The sequence below is a fragment of the Microcystis sp. M169S2 genome (genome assembly GCF_020245865.1).
Lineage (GTDB): Bacteria > Cyanobacteriota > Cyanobacteriia > Cyanobacteriales > Microcystaceae > Microcystis > Microcystis ichthyoblabe_A.
In genome coordinates, this window is record NZ_JADBUB010000082.1 from 1 (window position 1) to 20,769 (window position 20,769).

A 20,769-nucleotide genomic window follows, 5' to 3' on the forward strand; every position below is an offset into this window, starting at 1 on the left:
AAACAGGTGCAAGATTTTGAGAGAATCGTGCTTCAAAACCTTGCGTCTTCATCGGCCCGCGTCCTGTAGGGGCGAAGCATTCGGATAAAAAATCTACGGTTTCACCGATAGGTTATTGCCCGAATGCTTCGCCCGTACTTTTTCAGCAAACCCTAATTAGGGCTTGCTGAATAAATCTAAAAACCTTGTTAGATTAAGGCTTTTTCAGGGGGAAAATTCACACCCCACACCCCACACCCTGCCCCCACCAACAAACTTTTTCAGCAAACCCTAATTATTACCCTCTATTCTGTGCAATTAAAATAACTGTTTGCATTAGTCCGACTAGAAGACCAAGAATCCCACCGAGATTAACAATTCCCTGTAATTCCTGTTTAACAATGCCTTGAATAGCATTTTCCAGATCAGCCGGGGAAGTGGCATTCACCCGATCGCGGATTACCTGATCGATGTTGAGAATCGGGATAATTTGGGCGACTAATTTCTCTAAATCTTCCTCTAAATAACGCTCTAAAATTAACGCTAACTCTTGACTAATTACCCCTAATGATGTAGTCATTGACTCCGAAGATTGCAGACGATTAATAATTAAATTAGCGATTTGATCCCAGTCGATCGTTTGTCCAAAATCTTGCAGAAATTGTTCGCCACTTTCTTGAATATAAATTCGCACCGTATCCCTAGTGGTTTTACGCAATTGTCTGACGGTGGAGATAGGTAAATTTTGCAAAGAGATACCTTGTAACCAGTTTTTCAGACGATTACGCATCTCTAAAGATAGTAATAATTCTTTGATTCTGGTATTAGCTAAATCCTTTTCATCAAGGCAAAAAGTGCGTAAGCGAGCGAGAGCATTGCGTAAACCGAATAAATTGGCTACTACCCAATAGGTTCCACTGGTTTTTTCCCGAAATCCTTCATCGATAACCTGAATATTGCGATCGGTTAAAAAATCGATTAAAGCTAGACGGATAACATCAGCAGGTAGGACGGTTTCTAATAGCCAATCGGAGAATTGTCGCGCCTGTTGTTCACTGAGAGAAAATTCTAAGACTAGGCGATCAAAAATTTGATTGATCTGTTTTTCTAAAAAGTCCTGCCGTCGGGCTAAAACTTTTAGTAATCTCGCTAAAGATTCCCCGAATAAATCGTGAAGAATCGCCGCCAAAATCTCGGCTGTTTTTGCTTGCCGATCGCCTTTTATTTGTTTTAAAGCTAATTGTAACAGCCAGAGGATCGCCCCCTGTACCCTTTCGGTGTCGAGGAGTCGTTTAGCCAGTTTTTGTAATTCCTCGGGAGTTAACAGGGAACCCATGATCGTATCCGATACCCGGACAGCTAATCGATCTTGATTGCGAGGAATTAACCCCGGGGTGAAGGGAAGAGGACGCTTACCGATATAAATCGCCTTGTAGGGACGAAATAGCATTTTTATGGCTACATCGTTGGTAAAATAGCCAATAATTGCCCCCGCGATCGGCGGTAAGATCCATGTCCAAAGAGTAGGGAGATTCAATTTAGCAGCAAAAAATAAACGGAAATGTGAGTGAGTTATTTCTTTAAGACTAACACTCCCATCAGTCCTGCTAGGAGTGGATAGTGAACAGCGCCGGAAAATCCCGACCGATAGCCTAATTTTACCTGTTCTGGGCCCCGGGGAAAGCGATCGATACTGGGACTAATATAAGCGTACTGGTCAGTTAAGCCGTAGCGCTCGGCAGCCGGAACGACGATATGATCGAGATACCAGTTTTGGAATAATTTGGCGATGGTTTCGGTGGGTTGATGGAAGTCCAGAATCGCCGCTTTAGCACCCGGTTTGAGGACTCGGTATAATTCCCCCAAACATTGGGCAATATCCACCACATTGCGTAATCCATAGCCAATAGTGGCACAATCAAAGCTAGAATCGGCAAAGGGTAAATTGAGGGCATCCCCCTCCATCCAGTTAATATTAGTGGCGCTAAAACGTTGACGGGCGATTTTTAATTGTTGTGGGGAAAAATCTAGTCCGATCACTTGGCCGGTTTTGCCCACTTGTTTTGATAATAGGTTAGTCAGGTCGCCGCTACCACAACAGATATCGAGAGCAAAATCCCCTTTTTCGGGTTGACACCATTTGACTGTCATTAATTTCCAGATACGGTGTAATCCTAAACTTAATTCTTGATTAAGGCGGTCATATTCGGGAGCGATCTGATCAAAAATTGCTTGTATTTCTGTGGAGTTAGGTGAGGATTGATTGGACATTTTTATAATATGGCATCAGAGAAAATCCCAGATGAAGTTATATCATTCTATCTTATCTGCGCTCACGGGGAGCAGTTATCTTCATGGTGGGGAACAGTGACTTAGGTTACGCTTCATCTATCTGAATCATCTCCCGGTCGCAGTTCGATCAACAGGCCTTCCCGGGCGAGAATAGTTTGAGGGAAAATCTTTCTTACCTGTTCCCCAATGCGATCGAGAAAATCGTCATTATGGGCGGGATCGTGATGAAATAGAACTAACTGCTTAACTTGTGCTGCCCGGGCGATTTTAACTGCCTGCTGCCAAGTGGAATGACCCCAACCCACCTTAGAATACTTAGGATCGTTGTATTCCTCATCGGTGTAGGTAGCATCAATAATCATCACATCCGCTTGCCGGACTAAAGCCAAAACGTTATCATCAAAGCGATCAGGAAAATGTTCGGTATCGGTAATATAAGCTGCCGATAAACCCCGCCAATTTACCCGATAACCCACCGCTTCCCCTGGATGGTTTAAAGGACGGTTTTCGACCCTGACATCGCCATAGTGGAGAGTTTCGCCCATTTCTAGATCATAAAATTCTAAATCGGCCTGCATAATCTGCAAAGGCACGGGAAAATTAGGATGTAACATCTGATCGTGTAATCTTTGCTTGATGGTTGCTCCGTTGGGGGAGGGAACCCCGTAGATTTTAAAAGTATTGCCCCTGATAAAAGCAGGGGTAAAAAAAGGAAAACCTTGAATATGATCCCAATGGGAGTGGGTGAAAAATAAATGGGCTTTCGCTGGACTTTCTGCCATCAAAGACTGTCCTAGGATGCGTAACCCTGTACCACCGTCAAAAATTAATCTTTCTCTACCGACTTGCATCTCCACACAGGAAGTATTACCACCATAACGAACGGTTTCCGAACCTGGACAGGGAATACTCCCCCGTACTCCCCAAAATTTGATCTGGAAGCAGTTGTAGGGCATATCAGAAGTTGGTCTACTTGTGCTGATGGGCTAATAGATCAGATTAGCACTCTTCCACAATTAAGTCTGTGACTTCATCCCTAACACAACGATCTATGATTAAGGGTGAGGATCGTCACTTTTGCAAGAGCATGGATTTACAGAAATTCTTAGAAAAACTGCCCCAACAGTATCAGGATTGGGGATCGCCTTTGATGTCGCCTATTTCCGAGCAATTAACCCTTTTAAGCGAAAAAACCGCCTCCTATCCTGATCGCAATCTCTTTCCCCTGCTCAATCTAGCCGTTGCCTGTCTGCAACCGGACGAGGTTTACTGTCAAATTGGCTGTTTTCGTCGCGGTAGTTTAGTCGCCGCTTTCTGCAATAATAGCGATCGCTGCGGTTATGGCGTAGAAGCTTTTTTTAAATACGATCCATCGGGAGAAAAGCTAACTATATTATCTGAGGATTTGGAGGATTTTCAACTATCAGAACAGATATTTTTAAGCGATCAAGAAACGGAAAACTTTTTTGATGATCTGGAAGAATTAAACAGTGAAGAAAAGCTGGGAGTTTATTACTACGATGCCGCCGAAGACTATCGATCCCTCTTCATCTCTTTACTTTTCGCCAAAAAATTCTGGTCTGATTACGCTTTAATTATCATCAATAAATGTCAGCATCCTGCTCTCCAACAGGCAATAAAAGATTTTACTAAAACCCATCCCCAAGCCCAGATAATTTTAGATGATCAAGTAGCTAATCACGGTTTGCTTGGTTTGAAAAATATTTGTTTATTAGCTTGGAATGCTCCCCCAGGGATAACAGCGCTAAAATCCCCGAAAAAACTGGTTTTAAATGTGGGTTGTGGTCCCTATAATCCCGAAGCTTTACCTAAACTATTCCGCGATGGCAATTGGCAAGAAATTCGCCTCGATATCAATACTGCTGTTAACCCCGATATTTTAGGAACAATTACCGATTTAAGTGCCGTTCCCGATAACTGCGTCGATGCGGTTTTTTCTAGTCATAATCTAGAACATATTTATCATTACGAAGTTCCCATCGCCCTAGGAGAATTTAAACGCATTCTTAAACCCGAAGGCTTTTTAATGATCGTAGTTCCCGATATGCAAACTGCCGCCGAATTTGTCGCTAGAGGCGATATGGAAAATGAACCTTTGTATATTTCTCCTGGAGGTCCCGTGCGGGCTTTATGGATGTTTTACGGCATGGGAACAGAAGTCCCCGGAATGCCCTATATGGCTCATAAAACTGGTTTTACCTCCCAAAATCTTAACCAGAAATTACAAGAAGCAAATTTTGCCAGAGTCGAGGTAATTCGCACAGAATTTGAGTTAGTTGCTTTTGGGTATAAGTGAGGAAAGATTAGCAAAAATTGCCCGCACTTGTGGGGATATTCTTTCCCTTTGATTGATTAAATAAATACTAACGAGGGTTAAAGATACCCCCACCCATTGCAATATACTTAACATCTCACCAAGGAATAAATTCCCGAAACTGAGGGCAAAAACCGGAGTTAAAAAAGTTAAAGAACTTAAACTGGTTAAATTGCCCTTGGCGGCTAAATAAAAGAATATTCCATAGGCGATCGCACTACCAAAAATCGTGGCATAACTTAAAGCTAACCAACCATTTAAATCGATATTTTGCCATTGATGGGATTCGGTGAAACCTGAAGCTAAAAATAGCGGCAATCCTCCTAAAATCATGTGCCATCCGGTGGCGCTGACGGGATCCGCATGACGACAGACAAACCGGATTAACACTGTTCCCACCGCCATGGATAGGGAAGCCAAAAGCATGAGCATTTCGCCGCTATTTAGTAATTCCTGCCAGCTAAAGTCAATATTTACCGCTTTTTGTCCAAAAAAGTCATAAAACCATTGATCGGGCAGGCCGATTAAACTAATTCCCCCAATCCCTAAACCCAATCCTAACCATCCCCAGACACCGATAACTTCTTTAAATAGCCAACTGGACATTAAAGCCACCGCTAGGGGTTGGGAGTCAATAATTACCGATCCTAACCCCGCCCCGGTGCGATTTAATCCCAATGCCAGAAAACCTTGAAAAAGAGTGGCATCCATGAGAGCAAAAAGGGCAATCCATAACCATGCTTGCAGGGTTTTGGGCTGAGGACGACCTAAAAACCAAGCTACTATTAAAACTAACATTCCGGCGGGGACAAGGCGAATTCCCGCCATAAATAGGGGGGTGGTGTGGGGGATAACACCCTTCATCGCTACCATCGCTGTTCCCCAGAGAAAAAACGGTGAGATAAATAAGAGGGGCGAGGATTTCTTTAAATCTAGGTTTTCCATAGGTAGCGATCGAGTGTTGTGGATAACAAATTTCTCTAATTGTATAGTAGAGACTGGGGATCAGCCCTTAATTCTCCTGACTTTCTCCTAACTGATTTTCCTCTAAATCTGTTATTGGTTTTTCTTCCCCGTAACTGATCCAGATCGCAATCATTCCAGCAATAGGAATGGAGAGAAAAATTCCTAATAATCCCGCAACTCTTTCGCCGATAAAGAGGGATAAAAATAAAATTACTGGGTTTAATTCTAGGGCATTGCCCATAACTTTAGGGCGAAGAATATTATCTTGAATTTGCACCAAGACAACACAGACAATAAAAGCTTTAACGGCAATTGCTAGTCCCTGGGAGGTAAAAGTCAAGATAGTTACCAGCAAAATGCCCAGGGTTGCCCCGATACCCGGGATAGCATCGATAACACCGAGAATACTCGCTAAAATTAGCCCATATTTGATTCCCAATAGGGAAAAACTTAAGAAACTCGTCACGGATAAAAAGAGCATTAATAACAGTTGCCCGCGAATAAATCCCAGAAAACTTTGTCGAAAAGACTTGGCAAAACGCTCCCGGTATGCTAGGGGGAGAAGTTGCAAAAAACTTCGCCAGAGTTTATCACCGTCGATGAGCATATAAACACTGATCACCGCCCCGAAAATGCCCGTAAAGACACTGGAAAAAACTCCCTGTACAAGCGATAAACCCGTGGCTAAACCGGTTTGTAAGCTTCCCACCATTTTATTCAAATCTAATCGATCAAGAAAGTCTTGAAAGGGTAAAAAATCTTTTTGACTAAGGGCATCGGTAAGATTAAATAGTAGTCCTCTCCCCTGATTAACCGCTTCTAATCCTATGCCTGTGACTAATCTAAATAGGAGGATAAAAGCTACTAGGGTGGTAATAGCAATGGCTAGTCCTCTCGGTAGATAACGGGATAACCAAACCACGGGATAATTTAATAGAGCGGCCAGGACTGCCGAACCAGTAAAAATAGCGATCATCCCGTAGAAATAGTTAATTAAGATAATTAGACTCCAGCCACAGCCAAATAATAATAGATAGCGTACTAGAATCGAGTTATTCAGAGTTTTCCAAAAGGAACTAGAAGGGGGCATAAATAAAGCCAGAAATAGGATTTTAGCATTTAGAATTGTTTTAACAAAGCTTCCCGCATGACCGAGACGGGGACGGGTTGACCTAACCAGATTTCTAGTGCGATCGCTCCCTGATTAACTAACATTTCTAACCCATCAATAATTCTTATCCCTCTAGTCTGGGCCAACCGGAGAAATTTGGTCGGCCGGGGATTATAAATTAGATCGTAGGCGATCGCCGATGGGGGTAAAAGGTCTAATAATTCTAACTCAACAGGGGATTGTTCGCCCTGGGGGGACATTCCGATCGGGGTAGAATTAATCAGGAGTTCTGTGGTGGATACCAGCCCCTCTAATTCGTCCCAGCTATGCACTTCTAGGAGGTCATAGAGGCTGGTATTCGCCCAACTTTCTTTAAAAGGATCTAATTTCTTTTGATTGCGTCCTACCACATGAATTTCGCCACAGCCCAACTGGGCGCAAGCCACCACTACCGCCCGGGCCGCGCCGCCATTGCCTAAAATAACTGGATTCACCTGACTCCAATCTTTGTCAAGGGATTTCAAGGGTGCGAGAAAGCCATCCACATCGGTATTCGTTCCCTGCCAGCCGGTTTCCGTGCGCCAGACGGTGTTAACTGCGCCTACTAGCCTGGCTTTCTCCGTAATTTGCGATAATAAGGGAATAATTGCTAATTTATGGGGAATTGTGACGCTAAAACCCTGTAGATCGATGGCGGACAAGCCAGCGATCGCAGTTGCTAAATTTTTCGGGGCGATCGGTAGGGGAAGATAGACATAATTTAGCCCCAAGGCATCGATAGCGGCATTGTGCATGGGGGGAGAAAGAGTATGGCCGATAGGATCGCCGATTACGCCTAATAACTTGGTTTTTCCGTTAATAATGGTCATAAAAAAAGGTGGGCTTTCCCCACCAAAGTTTGATATCAAGGGTGGCCAATGCTCACCTTACTATACTAGGGTTTGCTGAAAAAGTTTTTCCTGGGGGCAGGGTGTAGGGTGTGGGGTGTGGGGTGTCGGGTTTTACCGATTTTGAGGGGGTCAATTACCTAATTTTCAGGGAAAAAGTCCAGGGATTTTTCCCCCGATCACTCCCAGATCCATTACTTTTTGATGGCCAAAAGGTCTAAAAGTTTTACCCAACAAGGTTTTTAGATTTATTCAGCAAACCCTATACTATTTCTTGATTTCGCGGGCCATTTTCAGGAAAGGATTGATATTGTCATCGTTAGCGCGACGAACGTTATCATTAGCAGCGTTAGCCTTACTATTAGCCTCGGAAGTAGCCGATTTTGCCACAATACCGTTATCGGTGACTTTGCTGACTTCCATAGAAGAAATCTGTTTAATCGATTCGCCACCCTTTTTATTCGAGGCAGTTTTCGGGAAAGTACGTCGGATCGTGATCGGTGTCCGCATAAAGTCGATATCACCGAGAGTTTTAGCGTCATCGGGTTCCAAGTAAAAAGCCTCTTTCGGTTCCGGTGCGCTCATATCCATCGGTTCATCGACGTATTTCGTCTTATTGCCAAACAGGCCAAAGAATCCAGCCATTTTCTCGCTCTCCTAAATAAATATATTTACCATAAATTGCTGCTCATTGTTAAATAATATCAATATTTATGACAAAAAGCTAGGTAGCCATCTATCAGTGATCAGTTATCAGTTATCAGTTATCAGTTATCAGATGTGAGTTTTCAGTTCACTGATTACTGTTTACTGTTTACTGATCACTGAAAAGCTTCCCACACCCCACACCCCACACCCCACACCCTACACCCCACACCCCACACCCCACACCCCACACCCCATCACCCCACACCCCATCACCCCATCACCCCATCACCCCACACCCCACACCCCACACCCCACACCCCAATCAACGCTGTTCTAACCTACGACTGGCTAGGGACATAGAATAACAGAAAATCCAGTAAATAAACGCCAAAAATAGATAAACCTCTGGATAATCGCCGATAAATTTCGGATTAGCTAAAACCGATCCTGCCATACCCAAGAGGTCCACCAGTCCCACGATCGCCAGTAGAGAAGTATCCTTAAATAAACTGATAAATTGACCAACAATAGCGGGAATGACCGCTTTTAAAGCTTGGGGTAGAACGATCAATAATAAAACGAAAATCGGTTTTAAACCCAAGGCTTTGGCCGCTTCAATTTGACCTTTGGGAATCGCTTGTAAACCACCCCGGACATTTTCGGCCAGATAGGCTGCCGCAAAAAGGGTAAATCCGGCGATCGCTCTGATCACCCGTTCTGGTCTCGTCCCGGCGGGTAAAATTAAGGGTAACATCACCTGAGCCATGAATAAAATTCCCAACAAAGGTAAACCGCGCAATAATTCGATATAGCCAATAGATAGCCAACGAATTGCTGGTAATTCACTCTGTCTCCCCAGGGCTAATAATACTCCCAAGGGGAAAGATAAAATCATACTGGCGATCGCTACTAATAAAGTTAAGATTAAACCACTGAGATCATCGAGGGGAATTGCCTTTAAAAATAATCCCCCCAATAGTAACCAAGCAATTAAAGGTAAAGTCAATAACCAGAGCAATCCCCACCAGCGTTGGAGAAAAGCGGGGCAATTGGGGAAGCGACCCCGGTTTAATTGCCAAGAAAACAGCGATAAAGCCGCAATTATCGTTAAAATCAGCCAAATTCGCCATATTGACTGTTCTGGATAACGACCGACCACAAATAAACCGAGATTTTCCGTCACTACAGCCCATTTTGCCTGATTTATCGACCAATCAAGAAAACTTAAGCCACCCCAGAGGCAGAGAAATAGACCCGCAAGGGTTAAGATGACGTTGTACCAAGTGTTAAAGAGATTTTTTCTTAACCAGAGTCCCATAAAATTCCCCAACCTCTACAGTGGTGATCATTGTACTTATTCAGTACAATGGTGCTATTAGAAAAATTCAGACTGATTTTCGACCATGAACAGTTGCATTTTAATGGCTAAAATTGTCCGTCGTCCCGAATTACGTTATACCCAAGATAATCAAACTCCCTACGCTCAAATGTTAGTCGAGTTTTCTCCCAATCGTGCCGAGGCAACCCCAGCTAATTTAAGGGCCGTAGCTTGGGGAAATTTAGCCTCAGAAGTCGCTCAGAACTATAATGAAGGCGATCGGGTAATTTTGGAAGGTCGTCTCTCCATGCAGACGATCGATCGTCCCGAAGGTTTTAAGGAAAAACGGGCCGAATTAGTCATTAGTCATCTCTATCATCTTGACGGCAGCATGAGTAGCGGGGAAATGGCAGCCCCGACTCCAGAAAAAGTCGTACCAATCAATGCCCACAAATCGAATAAAACCGAGGTGGAAAAACCCGTCGCACCTGTCTCCACCGGGGACTTTGAATACGACGCATCCTATGAACTTTCTAATCCTTCCGCTTGGCAACCCAGCGACACATCGGTGGAGGAAAATTTAGACGATATTCCTTTCTAATCACCCCGACAGAATTAATGGCTCTTCTCGATTTTGTCTGATAATTTTTGCTTATGGAATCGTGAAATGCTGATCGGGCAAGACTTTCAGCACTATTTGGCGGATATTCTATCAGTATAGACCTCGTTTCCACACAGAAACCAGAAGAGCCAAAGCTTTAACTGAGATATGGCGGGTTAGAGAAGAATATGCGTGAGGATGTCTCAATGAAAATTACCCTGAACCTACCGGATAACCTCAGCCAAGCCGAAACCTTTAACCAAGGCGACTGGCTCCGGGAGATTGCCATTGCGCTGTTTCAGCAAGAGCGGATTTCCCTCAGTCGCGCCAGTAAAATTGCCGGGATGGAAGTCATGGACTTTCAAAAACTGCTGGCAGAGCGCGATATTTGTGTTCACTACGATGTAGAAGACTTTGAGCAGGATGTTCAGCATCTGCGCGATCGAGGCTGGCTATGATCGTCGTCAGCGATACCTCCGCCCTTTGCAATCTGGCGATCGTCGATCATCTCTGGTTGCTAGAGTCAATTTACCAAACCGTGTTAGCGAAATTTTGAACCCTATTACCGAATCTGACACACCGCGCCACAATCCCTCACGGAAGGCGATCGGTCGCCTGAGAAGCAGTAAAACAGGGTAAAATACCTGAAAATCCTTCCCCTGTCAATCCCTAAGCCAGGGAGAAGAATATAAAGATTTATTAAATTGTAACTTTTGATACAGTTGTGGGGGGGGGTAATGTGTATCCTCTTGTTGTCCGCTAGTAGAAGTATTTTTCGGAATACTATTAAAAATGAAAAACTTTAATTTAGGTTTGATTCTTGGAATAACAGTAGCTACTATTGCTTTATGTCCTAAAAATGTTACCGCAAATTCCTTTACACTGATTAGTTTAACAGATACGAAGGATAGTTTTACAGCTACTTTCCAGTGGGATGGACAAATAGAGCCTGGCGAATCACTTTTTTTTGCTATTGATAGAAATGATTTTCCACAGATTAAATGTGCATTTAATGGAGGAGTGTGTTGGGATTTTTATGTTGCTTTTAGTGATAATCAAATAAATGGTCTAGATTTTTTTGCTTCTGCTCAACATAAAGTTCCTGCTGACGATGGTGATAGTGATGAAGGTGATTTTTTTACATTTTCTCAAGCTGGAGATAAGATCGTCCCTGGTTTAATAACCCAAAAAACAGTAGGACATGAACATAATCCAGCACCAAATCATAGGGACTTGTATAGTATTACTCTTAGTCCTCAGTATATTTTTGTTTTTACTGGAAATCATATAGGTAGTGACATCAACATCAGTATACCTGAACCCTCTACCGCTCTCAGCCTCCTCGCTCTAGGAACACTCGGTGCAGCTTCCACCCTCAAACGCAAACTAAAACCCTCCCAATTGACAGAAAAAGAAACTACAAAAGTCTCCTAAAATCCCCCATAAAACCCCACAAAAACCCCTTCATTAATTGGAGGGGTTTTTGTCATAAAACCCAGTCGTTGGTCGTTAGGAGAATTGAGATTGATTGTATATACCCCAAAATAGTCCTACTGTTCACTAATTTTACTTTCAGCGAGAATTTCTTGGAGGACGGGGGATAAATTGCTAGTTAAACGGCCAGATCGAATAAATTCAGCGTAGGTATCAGCTTCGATATCTAGGAGGGTTTCCCGAAGTTGTTCCATTGTTAATAGCTGTAATTGGGGATAACTATCGTTGAGAGATTGTATTTCCGCTTCTACAGTCTTTAACTTTTCTTTGACGAGATGCTGCTCATAACTAAAAAATTCGGGGGCAACATCGGGAGATTTATCTAACTTAGAAAGATAGTCTAAAACTCTTTTTAAAGCTACCCGTCGGGCTAAAAGTTCCGCATAGTTTTCTCGAATTGGTTGATCACCGATCAAGTCTAATCTCGATAGGAAAGTTTGAATAGTTAATCCCTGAACCAAAAGGGTAAAGAGAACAACTCCGAAGACGATATCGATGATATCCTGACGATTGGGAAAAATAACCGGCACACTTAAAGCTAGGGCAATAGAAACGGAACCGCGCAAACCTCCCCACCATAAAACCGTTTTTTCCCGCCAATTAATTTTAGTTTCCATCAAGGCATTACTAACAGTTGCCAAAGCAAAGGTAGCCAGAAAACGGGCCGCTACCACGGCAGCGATCGTGATAAAAATTAAATTGAGATTATCGGCTAAACTGGAGAGACGAATCTGATCGCCGATGAGGAGAAAAACGATCGAATTGACAAAAAAAGCGAGAAACTCCCAGAATTGCGTGACTAATAGGCGGGTACGGGGACTCATACTAATTCGAGAGCCAAAATTACCTAAAATAATCCCCGTAGTCACCACTCCGATTACCCCCGAACCCCCGAACTCCTCGGTTAATAAATAAGCACCGTAGGCGGACACAAGAGTTAAAGACTGTTCCACTAGGGGTAAATCGAGACGTTGAGTCAGATAGGAAATACCAAAACCCACTAAACAACCCACTGCTACCCCGATACCGATAAAAGCAGCAATCCGGCTAATGGTTGTCTCTAAGGATAGACCACTAGCACCGAGGGGAATTTCCACCAAAAGAGCGAAAGCGACCACAGCAACCCCATCATTAAATAAGCTTTCCCCTTCCAAAAGCACGGTGAGGTTTTTACTGGCCCCTAATTCCCGAAAAAGAGCGACAACAGCGACGGGATCCGTAGAAGAAAGGCTCGCACCCACTAATAACGCCGTAAATAGGGGTAAATTGGTCAATTCATCTAGGGTAAAACCAACCCCGAAAATCGAGATAATTACGCCGACAATAGCGAAAAGACTGACGGGAATCCAATTATCCTTCAGATCTCGCCAGCGCGTATTCCAAGCGGCTTCAAATAGCAAAGGGGGCAGAAAAATTTCTAGAATCAGTTCGGGGGATAGGTTCACCAGACGGATATCGATGAAGGCTAAACCTAAACCGACTATCACTAACAATAGGGTGTAAGGAATTTGGCGAAACCAGCTAAAAATCCTCGAAACCGTGGCCACACTCAGGGAAACGGACAAAACAATTAGAAATTGTTCTAAATTTTGCTTAATGACTTCATCGGTAGCGGATTCTAAACTCATTGGGTGGGAGGCAATCGGTGAGCGGACGTGCAAGAAAAGAACAATCTCAATTATTATGACACTTTAGAACCAGTGATTTTTTCTCCTAAACCCAAGTTTTTCTGCTGGCAATTCCTTATTATCTATGTCCTTGACTATGCCTCAGTCTGCCGAGTCCTCCACGGGTGAGGATTTACCCCTAGCTATCTCACCCAGTAACGAGCAGTTAGAGAATATTAATAGCTATTTAAACCTGATTTTGGCAGCTTTAGTCTCTCTAGCTAATTTAGACTCCGATTCTATCACCCAAGCAGCCCAAGAATTAGCCTTAGATGCAGATACAAGCGATCGCCTAGTTGCCCACCACTGGCAACCCCAGTCAAAACTTTCCCTAGCGGACATCCGTTCTCTAGTTCTCCTCCTCTGTCATCTAGCCCAAAAAAAGCAAGAGTTAATCCGTCGCGCTGTAATTCTCTTGGAACAAGTGGGAACTCAAGGAGAAGAACCGGTCAAAACCACGCTTTTGGGCAATTATATTGATAATTTTCGCTTAAAATACCCAGAAATATCGGAAAATAATCTCAGTGATTCTAGCCTTGCTTCCCTAGCCTGGAAATTATTAATCGATTTATTGTTCTACAGCAGCCCCCGCAGTCATCTCCTTCTTTGGCACACCCTTTTGGCAAGTAAAAAGTAAAAAGGCTATCAGTTATCAGTTATCAGTTATCAGTTATCAGATGTAAGTTTTCAGTTCACTGATTACTGTTTACTGTTTACTGGACGGCTACGCCGTGCCTTTGGCAACACTGAAAAAAAGCTTCCCAGTTCATAATTCATAATTCATAATTCATAATTCCCACCGATAACTAAAAATGAGTAATCTAATTCGCAAATATACACCCCCCACCTGTACCCTAGAAATTTGGGGAAATAGTTCGCCTCTAGCGGTTTGGCTAGGTAAAAATGTCTTAAACGATGCCCACTTTCAATTGCGCTTTGATGATCCTAGATTGAGTGAGGAAAAACAGGTGACGATCAAAGGTGATCGCACACAATTACAACTCCTAGGGGAAATTGTCGCTAATTATGTGCAGAATTTACTCTCTAGTCCTGTTTCTACCCTCTCTTTCGTGGCTAGTGGTTCCCCCGAAAGTCATCTTCCCTCCTTACCCTCTCTCCGTTGTCAGGGACTTCTGCACCATCAATTATTTTTAGGTTCCCTGCTAACCGATCGAGATAAACAGGAGATCGAATTAACCACATCGCAATTATTCGATCTAGCCAATGCTTTAGGGGAATATAACCATGAAAGCCCCCTAATACCCCCATTAATTCGCCAGAAAACTCGAAAAAATGCCCTGATGTGGACGGGATTAATCGCCTCAGCCCTAATAACTATCGGGGGAATAGCGATCGCATTTTATCAACGGCAAGAAGTGGTCAACAATGATTTAACCAGCGATCCCAATAACGCCAAGATTCCCCAACCCTTGCCAACGCTGCCTTTACCCCCCACGGGAACAGCCGCCCCAAACCCGCAGTTACCGGCAAATTTGGGCAATAAAACCCCTTTACCGCCACCGCCGCCCGTGGCAACCGTTCCAGCCCCAGTTCGCCCCTCTAGCGTCCCCCTAGTGATTCCGCCGTCCCCTGTACCGCCGCCACCAGTCACGGGTTCGCTTCCCGGCGGCACGGCGATCATAATTGAACCGAATAATCAGAACATCCCGATTACTGCCCCCCCCGTCACCAGCGCTCAGGGTACAAACGCACTAGCAAATATTCCCCCCACCACGATGAATCCGACTCCAGCACCGCCAAAATTGCCCAATTTACCGCCTCTAAGCCCTATTAACCCTGAAAATGTCAATTTAGACCCCAAACCGCCCACAAGCACTGCTAAAGCCCCAGAGACGAACTTACTAGATACAATTCCCCAAGTGGCAGAAACCAGAGAATATTTTCAGTCCCGTTGGCAACCGCCGGAAAGTCTCAAGCATACTCTAGAGTACCGTTTGGTCTTAAATCAGGATGGTTCCCTAAAACAGATTATTCCCCTCGGACAGGCGGCGAAAATCTATCTCGATCGCACTAATATGCCCCTGCTCAATCAACCTTTTGTTTCTCCCCTCGATGTACCCGGTAATCCCCAATTGCGTCTGGTGCTTGGTTCCGATGGTACGGTGCGGACTTTTATGGAACAGTAATAAGCTGTAAGCTGCCCGCGCATTTAAATTGCTTGTTGAGACGAGGCAAGAGGCAATTTAAATAGGGTTTGCTGAAAAAATCTAAAAACCTTGTTTGGTAAGACTTTTAAACTTTTTGTCAATCAAAAAGTACCAGGCATGGGAGTGATCAGGGGGAAAATTGAGGTACTTTTTCCCTGAAAATTAGGTAATTGGCCACCTCAAAACCGGTAAAACCCCACACCCCACACCCCACACCCGTTCGGCTGAGCTCACGGCCGAAGCCCACACCCTGCCCCCAGGAAAAACTTTTTGCCGCAAACCCTAATTAACAATAATCTCGTCGGCGCTGTCGGGTTGGTTCATTTCTGTTAGGGTTTGCCAACCTGATTGCCAGAGATTCGCGTCTTGCAACTGTTTAGCATTAATCCAGAAGCGGACGGTGGGATCGCAGGAAGCGACTAATTCGGCAAAAACCCATTGACCGCGATTTTGACGATTGACCACTTGAAAATGTCGCCAGCCCCATGTTTTTTGTTTTGCCGTCCATTTTGATCCCAAGAGATGGGGATATTTCTGTTTTTTGGGCATAAAAGTTAAAACACCTGAGTTCGGGATAGGCTAAAACCCTTATATTATCCTAGTTTGCCAACCCGATTCTTTTCCGGAAGCCAAGGAGAGGAAAAATGATCGGGGCGCTTAAGTGCGCCCCAGTTTTGCCTAATAACCGCGCCAAACACCAACCAAAACCCCTTGTACTTGTACTTGTTCGGTATTGGCTGTAATTGGTTGATATTTTTGATTGGAGGGTTGAAGAGTGATGATTTCTCCTTCTTGGTAGAAACGTTTTAAAGTAGTGCCGTGGCCTTCGACTCTAGCGGCGACGATTTCCCCATTGGACACCGCTTCACTACCCGTCAGAGAACGCATAATCACCAGATCCCCATCGGCAATATGATCCTCGATCATACTGTCTCCGGAAACGCGCAGAGCATAACAGTCTTGACTGCGTTGCAACAGGTTAGAAAGATCGAGTTTTTCTTCCTCATCGGTGAAGGGTTCCACTAAACCACCGGCAGCGATCACACCTAGAACTGGTAAACCTTGCACTGGTTGTTTGAGAATCCGCAGAGTGCGTGCTTTTCCTTCTGTCCAATCAATATAGCCTTTGGTGCGTAAACGTTCTAAACGGCTTTGAATCGGTGCGGGAGAGCGTAAATTCATCGCTCGCATCATTTGCCGGATGGAAGGGGCGTGTTGCGTAGTACGAATATACTCAATTAGCCAGTCGTACAACTCCTGTTGCGCTTGAGTAAGGGATTCGAGGTTAGTCATGATCTATTTTCCTATCCTTGGGTTAAGATAATTTGTACTTTAGTTCATTTGTGTTCAACCTAGTACATCTTAACTTCATCGGCCGACTAAATCAACTGGTTATTGAGACCGCTGGCAAAAATCAAAAATTTAGGAAATTAATTCTGCACGATTACTTATCAATTCTCAATATTAATTAATCCAGGTGACAATTGCTGGCAAACTCAGCAGCGTATTAAGAAAAAATAACGAATTGCTAGAAAGCCGAGAATCTGGATAATGATCGAGGTGGAGACAGAAAAATCGCTCTACTTAAGCCTGTCTGCCGTAAGCGTCCAATAGTAGATAGGGAGTCAAAAGCGACGCTCAAGAAAATCCTTCGGTTGTCAGGGAAACGAGAGGATATTTAGTGCGAAATTGAGCCGTAAAAAAACTTAAAATCCCGACAAATATCGTAAAAACTAAGGGGAACACATGACCACAAAAACCTATGCAACCATAGATGGTAACGAAGCTGTTGCACGCGTTGCCTATCGTCTCAGTGAAGTAATCGCTATTTATCCTATCACTCCCTCCTCGCCTATGGGTGAATGGTCCGATAGTTGGGCAGCCGAACGCAGAGCTAATCTCTGGGGAACCATTCCTTCCGTAATCGAAATGCAGAGCGAAGGTGGGGCAGCGGGAACCCTGCACGGAGCGCTACAAACAGGCTCTTTAACTACTACTTTCACTTCCTCCCAGGGATTATTATTAATGCTCCCCAACTTCTACAAAATTGCGGGAGAATTAACCTCTTCAGTAGTCCATGTGGCGGCCCGTGCTTTAGCAGCCCAAGGGTTGTCAATTTTTGGAGATCATAGTGATGTCATGTCTGCCAGAAGTACGGGTTGGGCTATGTTAGCGGCTAATTCCGTTCAAGAAGCTCAAGATTTGGCGGCTATTGCCACAGCTACCACCCTAGAAACCAGGATTCCTTTTCTGCACTTTTTTGATGGGTTTCGTACCAGTCATGAGGTGCAAAAAGTCGAATTAATTAGCGATGAAATTCTCAAAGAACTGATCGATGAAGACCTAATTATTGCCCATCGTCAAAGAGCTTTAACTCCCGATCGACCAGTGTTACGAGGCACGGCACAAAATCCCGATGTTTATTTCCAGGCAAGGGAAAGCGTCAATCCTTTCTATCATGCTTGTCCCGATATCGCCCAAAAAATTATGGATCGTTTTGCCCAATTAACAGGAAGGCAATACCATCTCTATGAATACCACGGTGCGCCCGATGCCGAAAGAGTGATTATTCTAATGGGATCGGGAGCGGAAACCGTCCATGAAACCGTGGATTATCTCAATCAAAATGGGGCTAAAGTTGGGGTTTTAAAAGTTCGTCTCTATCGTCCCTTTGCCGCCGAAAAATTACTGGCAGCTCTGCCCACCACGGTGAAAAAAATAGCCGTTTTAGATCGCTGTAAAGAACCCGGTGCCGGGGGCGATCCGCTATATTTAGACGTGGTAAATGCCTTTATGGAAGAGTACGAAGGCAAGCTGCCGAAAATTGTGGGAGGACGCTACGGTTTATCTTCCAAAGAATTTACTCCAGCCATGATTGCTGGTATATTTGATAACTTAAGTCTCGACAAACCGAAAAATCACTTCACTATTGGTATCGTTGACGATCTTACCTTTTCCAGTCTGGAATATGACCGCAGTTTTTCCACTGAACCAGACGAAGTAGTGCGGGCGGTTTTCTACGGTTTAGGTTCCGATGGTACGGTGGGAGCTAACAAAAATTCAATTAAAATTATCGGTGAAGATACCGATAATTATGCCCAGGGTTATTTCGTCTATGATTCCAAAAAATCTGGCTCCGTCACCGTTTCTCACCTACGCTTTGGCCCCCATCCGATTCGCTCTACCTATTTAATCACTGATGCTAACTTTATCGCCTGTCATCAGTGGGAATTTGTCGAACAATTTGATCTGCTAGAAACCGCTAAATCGAACTCAATTTTTCTCCTCAATAGTCCCTATCCACCGGAGGAGGTATTTAGTCACTTACCTCGCAATCTCCAGCAAACTATCATCGATAAAAATCTGCAAGTTTATACGATTAATGCGACTCAAGTGGCCAAAGAAGCGGGCATGGGCAGCCGGATTAATACCGTGATGCAGGTGTGTTTCTTTGCCCTAGCGGGGGTTTTGTCGCGGGAAGATGCGATCGCACAAATTAAAAAAGCCATCCGCAAGACCTACGGCAAGAAAGGCGAAGAAATCGTGCAGATGAACATTAAAGCCGTCGATTCTGCCCTAGAACACCTCTATCAAGTGCCAATTTCCGCCACTGTCACCCCCGAAGCTTTTGAATTAAGACCCCCAATTCCCGACACCGCACCTGCTTTCGTCCGAGAAGTCCTCGGCAAAATTATCGCCCGTCACGGGGAGGAATTGCCCGTTAGCGCCCTTCCCAACGATGGGACCTATCCCACCGCCACTAGCCAATGGGAAAAACGCAATATTGCCCAAGAAATCCCCGTTTGGGATGCGGATGTCTGTGTTCAGTGCGGTAAATGCGTTCTCGTTTGTCCCCACGCCGTTATTCGCTCGAAAGTCTATGATGAGGCCGAATTAGCCACGGCCCCGGAAACCTTTAAAGTCGCGAATGCCAAGGATCACGACTGGAAAGGGCTAAAATTCACCATCCAAGTGGCCGCCGAAGATTGTACCGGTTGCGGTCTCTGTGTTGATGTTTGCCCCGCTAAAAACAAATCGCAACCGCGTCTAAGAGCGATTAATATGGCTCCCCAATTGCCCCTGCGGGAACAGGAACGAGTTAACTGGGATTTCTTCCTTAATTTGCCTAATCCAGACCGATTAAGCCTAAATCTCAACAAAATTAACCATCAGCAAATGCAGGAACCTCTCTTTGAGTTTTCCGGTGCTTGTGCCGGTTGTGGTGAGACTCCCTACGTTAAATTAGTCAGTCAGCTATTTGGCGATCGCATGATAGTAGCTAATGCCACCGGTTGTTCATCTATCTACGGAGGTAATTTACCGACAACGCCCTGGGCAGTTAACGCCGAAGGTCGCGGTCCGGCCTGGTCGAATTCCCTCTTTGAAGATAATGCCGAATTTGGCTTAGGATTCCGAGTTTCCATCGATAAACAGGCAGAATTTGCCGCAGAACTCTTAGGAACCCTCGCTAGTGAAATCGGAGAAAGTCTAGCGGCAGATATTCTCAATTGTCACCAAGTCGATGAAGCGGAAATTTACGAACAACGGCAACGGGTAGAGGCCCTAAAATCCCGTTTAGGGCAATTAACCCCGACCACGCAAGTGAAAATGTTGTTATCCGTGGCCGATTATCTGGTTAAGAAAAGCGTCTGGATTGTCGGGGGTGACGGTTGGGCCTACGACATCGGTTATGGTGGCTTAGATCACGTTTTAGCCAGTGGTCGCAATGTGAATATTTTGGTCATGGATACGGAAGTTTACTCGAATACGGGCGGCCAGGCCTCGAAAGCTACTCCTCGGGCCGCCGTAGCTAAATTTGCTTCTGGTGGCAAACCCAGCCCGAAAAAAGACCTCGGTTTAATGGCCATGACCTACGGTAATGTCTATGTGGCCAGCGTGGCTATGGGGGCAAGAAACGAGCAAACTATCAAAGCTTTCCTGGAAGCGGAAGCTTACAACGGGCCATCGTTAATTATCGCCTATTCTCACTGTATTGCTCACGGGATCAACATGACCACCGCCATGAACCATCAAAAAGAAGTGGTGGAAAGCGGTCGCTGGTTAATGTACCGTTATCATCCCGATTTAGCTAAAGAAGGCAAAAATCCCCTACAATTGGACAGCCGTGCGCCTAAGCTTACCGTAGCGCAAACTCTCTACTCGGAGAATCGCTTTAAGATGTTGGCCACCAGTAAGCCGGAGGAAGCTAAACGTCTGCTCAAAGAAGCACAAGCAGATGTGGATACGCGCTGGCAAATGTATCAGTATTTAGCAGCAAAAGGTACAGGGAGCAACGAATAGTT

At 44.6% G+C, this 20,769-nt stretch carries 19 protein-coding genes; 8 read left to right on the forward strand and 11 right to left on the reverse strand.

Annotation, left to right across the window (positions count from 1 at the left end; translation table 11 throughout):
* Window positions 1-277 precede the first annotated feature (277 nt).
* From IM485_RS08390 to IM485_RS08400, 3 genes are all read right to left on the reverse strand, one after another.
* The gene (locus IM485_RS08390) at window positions 278-1,516 is read right to left on the reverse strand and encodes a DUF445 domain-containing protein (RefSeq protein ID WP_159253385.1); all 1,239 of its coding nucleotides are present in this window, start codon (window positions 1,514-1,516) and stop codon (window positions 278-280) included.
* Between the two features lie 35 nt (window positions 1,517-1,551).
* Window positions 1,552-2,250: a bifunctional demethylmenaquinone methyltransferase/2-methoxy-6-polyprenyl-1,4-benzoquinol methylase UbiE gene (gene ubiE, locus IM485_RS08395; protein ID WP_287742423.1), complete on the reverse strand. Its 699-nt coding sequence runs from the start codon at window positions 2,248-2,250 to the stop codon at window positions 1,552-1,554.
* A 113-nt stretch (window positions 2,251-2,363) separates the two neighbouring features.
* Window positions 2,364-3,227 carry an MBL fold metallo-hydrolase gene (locus IM485_RS08400; RefSeq protein WP_104395584.1) on the reverse strand — a complete coding sequence of 288 codons (864 nt, stop codon included), beginning with the start codon at window positions 3,225-3,227 and terminating at the stop codon, window positions 2,364-2,366.
* Window positions 3,228-3,358: 131 nt separating this feature from the next.
* Between IM485_RS08400 and IM485_RS08405 the strand changes: the two genes are divergently transcribed.
* On the forward strand, window positions 3,359-4,588 hold the full coding sequence (locus IM485_RS08405) for a class I SAM-dependent methyltransferase (protein ID WP_104395585.1): 1,230 nt from the start codon (window positions 3,359-3,361) through the stop codon (window positions 4,586-4,588).
* Here the strand turns inward: IM485_RS08405 and IM485_RS08410 are convergent.
* The 5 genes from IM485_RS08410 to IM485_RS08430 all read right to left on the reverse strand — a co-directional run bounded on the left by IM485_RS08410 (window position 4,565) and on the right by IM485_RS08430 (window position 9,536).
* The gene (locus tag IM485_RS08410; RefSeq protein WP_104395586.1) at window positions 4,565-5,551 is read right to left on the reverse strand and encodes a DMT family transporter; all 987 of its coding nucleotides are present in this window, start codon (window positions 5,549-5,551) and stop codon (window positions 4,565-4,567) included. The genes IM485_RS08405 and IM485_RS08410 overlap by 24 nt on opposite strands.
* Before the next feature lie 67 nt (window positions 5,552-5,618).
* The gene (locus IM485_RS08415) at window positions 5,619-6,662 is read right to left on the reverse strand and encodes an AI-2E family transporter (RefSeq protein ID WP_104395587.1); all 1,044 of its coding nucleotides are present in this window, start codon (window positions 6,660-6,662) and stop codon (window positions 5,619-5,621) included.
* A gap of 29 nt (window positions 6,663-6,691) precedes the next feature.
* Window positions 6,692-7,552: a shikimate dehydrogenase gene (locus IM485_RS08420; RefSeq protein ID WP_287742427.1), complete on the reverse strand. Its 861-nt coding sequence runs from the start codon at window positions 7,550-7,552 to the stop codon at window positions 6,692-6,694.
* 285 nt (window positions 7,553-7,837) lie between these two features.
* A complete protein-coding gene (locus IM485_RS08425; RefSeq protein ID WP_002737069.1) occupies window positions 7,838-8,215 on the reverse strand; it encodes a hypothetical protein in 378 nt (125 codons plus the stop codon).
* Between the two features lie 325 nt (window positions 8,216-8,540).
* Complete coding sequence (locus tag IM485_RS08430) at window positions 8,541-9,536, reverse strand: amino acid ABC transporter permease (RefSeq protein ID WP_287742429.1); 996 nt, start codon at window positions 9,534-9,536, stop codon at window positions 8,541-8,543.
* Between the two features lie 85 nt (window positions 9,537-9,621).
* Between IM485_RS08430 and IM485_RS08435 the strand changes: the two genes are divergently transcribed.
* The 4 genes from IM485_RS08435 (at window position 9,622) to IM485_RS08445 (ending at window position 11,571) form a co-directional block, all read left to right on the forward strand.
* Window positions 9,622-10,137, forward strand: coding sequence for a single-stranded DNA-binding protein (locus tag IM485_RS08435; RefSeq protein WP_104395590.1), 516 nt, complete (start codon window positions 9,622-9,624; stop codon window positions 10,135-10,137).
* 206 nt (window positions 10,138-10,343) lie between these two features.
* Window positions 10,344-10,595: a UPF0175 family protein gene (locus IM485_RS08440; protein ID WP_287742431.1), complete on the forward strand. Its 252-nt coding sequence runs from the start codon at window positions 10,344-10,346 to the stop codon at window positions 10,593-10,595.
* Window positions 10,592-10,693: a PIN domain-containing protein gene (locus IM485_RS22940; protein WP_464472986.1), complete on the forward strand. Its 102-nt coding sequence runs from the start codon at window positions 10,592-10,594 to the stop codon at window positions 10,691-10,693. The genes IM485_RS08440 and IM485_RS22940 overlap by 4 nt, the downstream gene beginning before the upstream one ends.
* A 236-nt stretch (window positions 10,694-10,929) precedes the next feature.
* Window positions 10,930-11,571: a PEP-CTERM sorting domain-containing protein gene (locus IM485_RS08445; protein ID WP_238141829.1), complete on the forward strand. Its 642-nt coding sequence runs from the start codon at window positions 10,930-10,932 to the stop codon at window positions 11,569-11,571.
* 116 nt (window positions 11,572-11,687) lie between these two features.
* On the opposite strand, the gene IM485_RS08450 is transcribed toward IM485_RS08445, so the two are convergent.
* Window positions 11,688-13,259: a Na+/H+ antiporter gene (locus IM485_RS08450; RefSeq protein WP_002758276.1), complete on the reverse strand. Its 1,572-nt coding sequence runs from the start codon at window positions 13,257-13,259 to the stop codon at window positions 11,688-11,690.
* Window positions 13,260-13,395: 136 nt separating this feature from the next.
* On the opposite strand from IM485_RS08450, the gene IM485_RS08455 reads away from it, so the two are divergent.
* Together IM485_RS08455 and IM485_RS08460 are read left to right on the forward strand one after the other, a co-directional pair.
* A complete protein-coding gene (locus IM485_RS08455; protein ID WP_104395592.1) occupies window positions 13,396-13,935 on the forward strand; it encodes a DUF3038 domain-containing protein in 540 nt (179 codons plus the stop codon).
* 175 nt (window positions 13,936-14,110) lie between these two features.
* Complete coding sequence (locus IM485_RS08460) at window positions 14,111-15,445, forward strand: DUF4335 domain-containing protein (RefSeq protein ID WP_104395593.1); 1,335 nt, start codon at window positions 14,111-14,113, stop codon at window positions 15,443-15,445.
* 303 nt (window positions 15,446-15,748) lie between these two features.
* Here IM485_RS08460 and IM485_RS08465 read toward each other — a convergent pair whose 3' ends face one another.
* Both IM485_RS08465 and lexA read right to left on the reverse strand, forming a co-directional pair.
* On the reverse strand, window positions 15,749-16,015 hold the full coding sequence (locus tag IM485_RS08465) for a TIGR02450 family Trp-rich protein (RefSeq protein WP_002737176.1): 267 nt from the start codon (window positions 16,013-16,015) through the stop codon (window positions 15,749-15,751).
* Window positions 16,016-16,144: 129 nt separating this feature from the next.
* On the reverse strand, window positions 16,145-16,759 hold the full coding sequence (lexA, locus tag IM485_RS08470; RefSeq protein ID WP_104395594.1) for a transcriptional repressor LexA: 615 nt from the start codon (window positions 16,757-16,759) through the stop codon (window positions 16,145-16,147).
* A gap of 453 nt (window positions 16,760-17,212) precedes the next feature.
* On the opposite strand from lexA, the gene nifJ reads away from it, so the two are divergent.
* On the forward strand, window positions 17,213-20,767 hold the full coding sequence (nifJ, locus tag IM485_RS08475; protein WP_104395595.1) for a pyruvate:ferredoxin (flavodoxin) oxidoreductase: 3,555 nt from the start codon (window positions 17,213-17,215) through the stop codon (window positions 20,765-20,767).
* Window positions 20,768-20,769: the final 2 nt, after the last annotated feature.

What these genes read in the sequence shown, in the direction of transcription:
- IM485_RS08430 (WP_287742429.1), bottom strand. Translation starts at nt 9,536, where the DNA reads ATGGGACTCTGGTTAAGAAAAAATCTCTTTAACACTTGGTACAACGTC.
- IM485_RS22940 (WP_464472986.1), top strand. Translation starts at nt 10,592, where the DNA reads ATGATCGTCGTCAGCGATACCTCCGCCCTTTGCAATCTGGCGATCGTC.
- IM485_RS08400 (WP_104395584.1), bottom strand. Translation starts at nt 3,227, where the DNA reads ATGCCCTACAACTGCTTCCAGATCAAATTTTGGGGAGTACGGGGGAGT.
- IM485_RS08415 (WP_104395587.1), bottom strand. Translation starts at nt 6,662, where the DNA reads ATGCCCCCTTCTAGTTCCTTTTGGAAAACTCTGAATAACTCGATTCTA.
- IM485_RS08445 (WP_238141829.1), top strand. Translation starts at nt 10,930, where the DNA reads ATGAAAAACTTTAATTTAGGTTTGATTCTTGGAATAACAGTAGCTACT.
- IM485_RS08420 (WP_287742427.1), bottom strand. Translation starts at nt 7,552, where the DNA reads ATGACCATTATTAACGGAAAAACCAAGTTATTAGGCGTAATCGGCGAT.
- IM485_RS08410 (WP_104395586.1), bottom strand. Translation starts at nt 5,551, where the DNA reads ATGGAAAACCTAGATTTAAAGAAATCCTCGCCCCTCTTATTTATCTCA.
- IM485_RS08460 (WP_104395593.1), top strand. Translation starts at nt 14,111, where the DNA reads ATGAGTAATCTAATTCGCAAATATACACCCCCCACCTGTACCCTAGAA.
- nifJ (WP_104395595.1), top strand. Translation starts at nt 17,213, where the DNA reads ATGACCACAAAAACCTATGCAACCATAGATGGTAACGAAGCTGTTGCA.
- ubiE (WP_287742423.1), bottom strand. Translation starts at nt 2,250, where the DNA reads ATGTCCAATCAATCCTCACCTAACTCCACAGAAATACAAGCAATTTTT.
- lexA (WP_104395594.1), bottom strand. Translation starts at nt 16,759, where the DNA reads ATGACTAACCTCGAATCCCTTACTCAAGCGCAACAGGAGTTGTACGAC.
- IM485_RS08450 (WP_002758276.1), bottom strand. Translation starts at nt 13,259, where the DNA reads ATGAGTTTAGAATCCGCTACCGATGAAGTCATTAAGCAAAATTTAGAA.
- IM485_RS08425 (WP_002737069.1), bottom strand. Translation starts at nt 8,215, where the DNA reads ATGGCTGGATTCTTTGGCCTGTTTGGCAATAAGACGAAATACGTCGAT.
- IM485_RS08465 (WP_002737176.1), bottom strand. Translation starts at nt 16,015, where the DNA reads ATGCCCAAAAAACAGAAATATCCCCATCTCTTGGGATCAAAATGGACG.
- IM485_RS08455 (WP_104395592.1), top strand. Translation starts at nt 13,396, where the DNA reads ATGCCTCAGTCTGCCGAGTCCTCCACGGGTGAGGATTTACCCCTAGCT.
- IM485_RS08440 (WP_287742431.1), top strand. Translation starts at nt 10,344, where the DNA reads ATGAAAATTACCCTGAACCTACCGGATAACCTCAGCCAAGCCGAAACC.
- IM485_RS08435 (WP_104395590.1), top strand. Translation starts at nt 9,622, where the DNA reads ATGAACAGTTGCATTTTAATGGCTAAAATTGTCCGTCGTCCCGAATTA.
- IM485_RS08405 (WP_104395585.1), top strand. Translation starts at nt 3,359, where the DNA reads ATGGATTTACAGAAATTCTTAGAAAAACTGCCCCAACAGTATCAGGAT.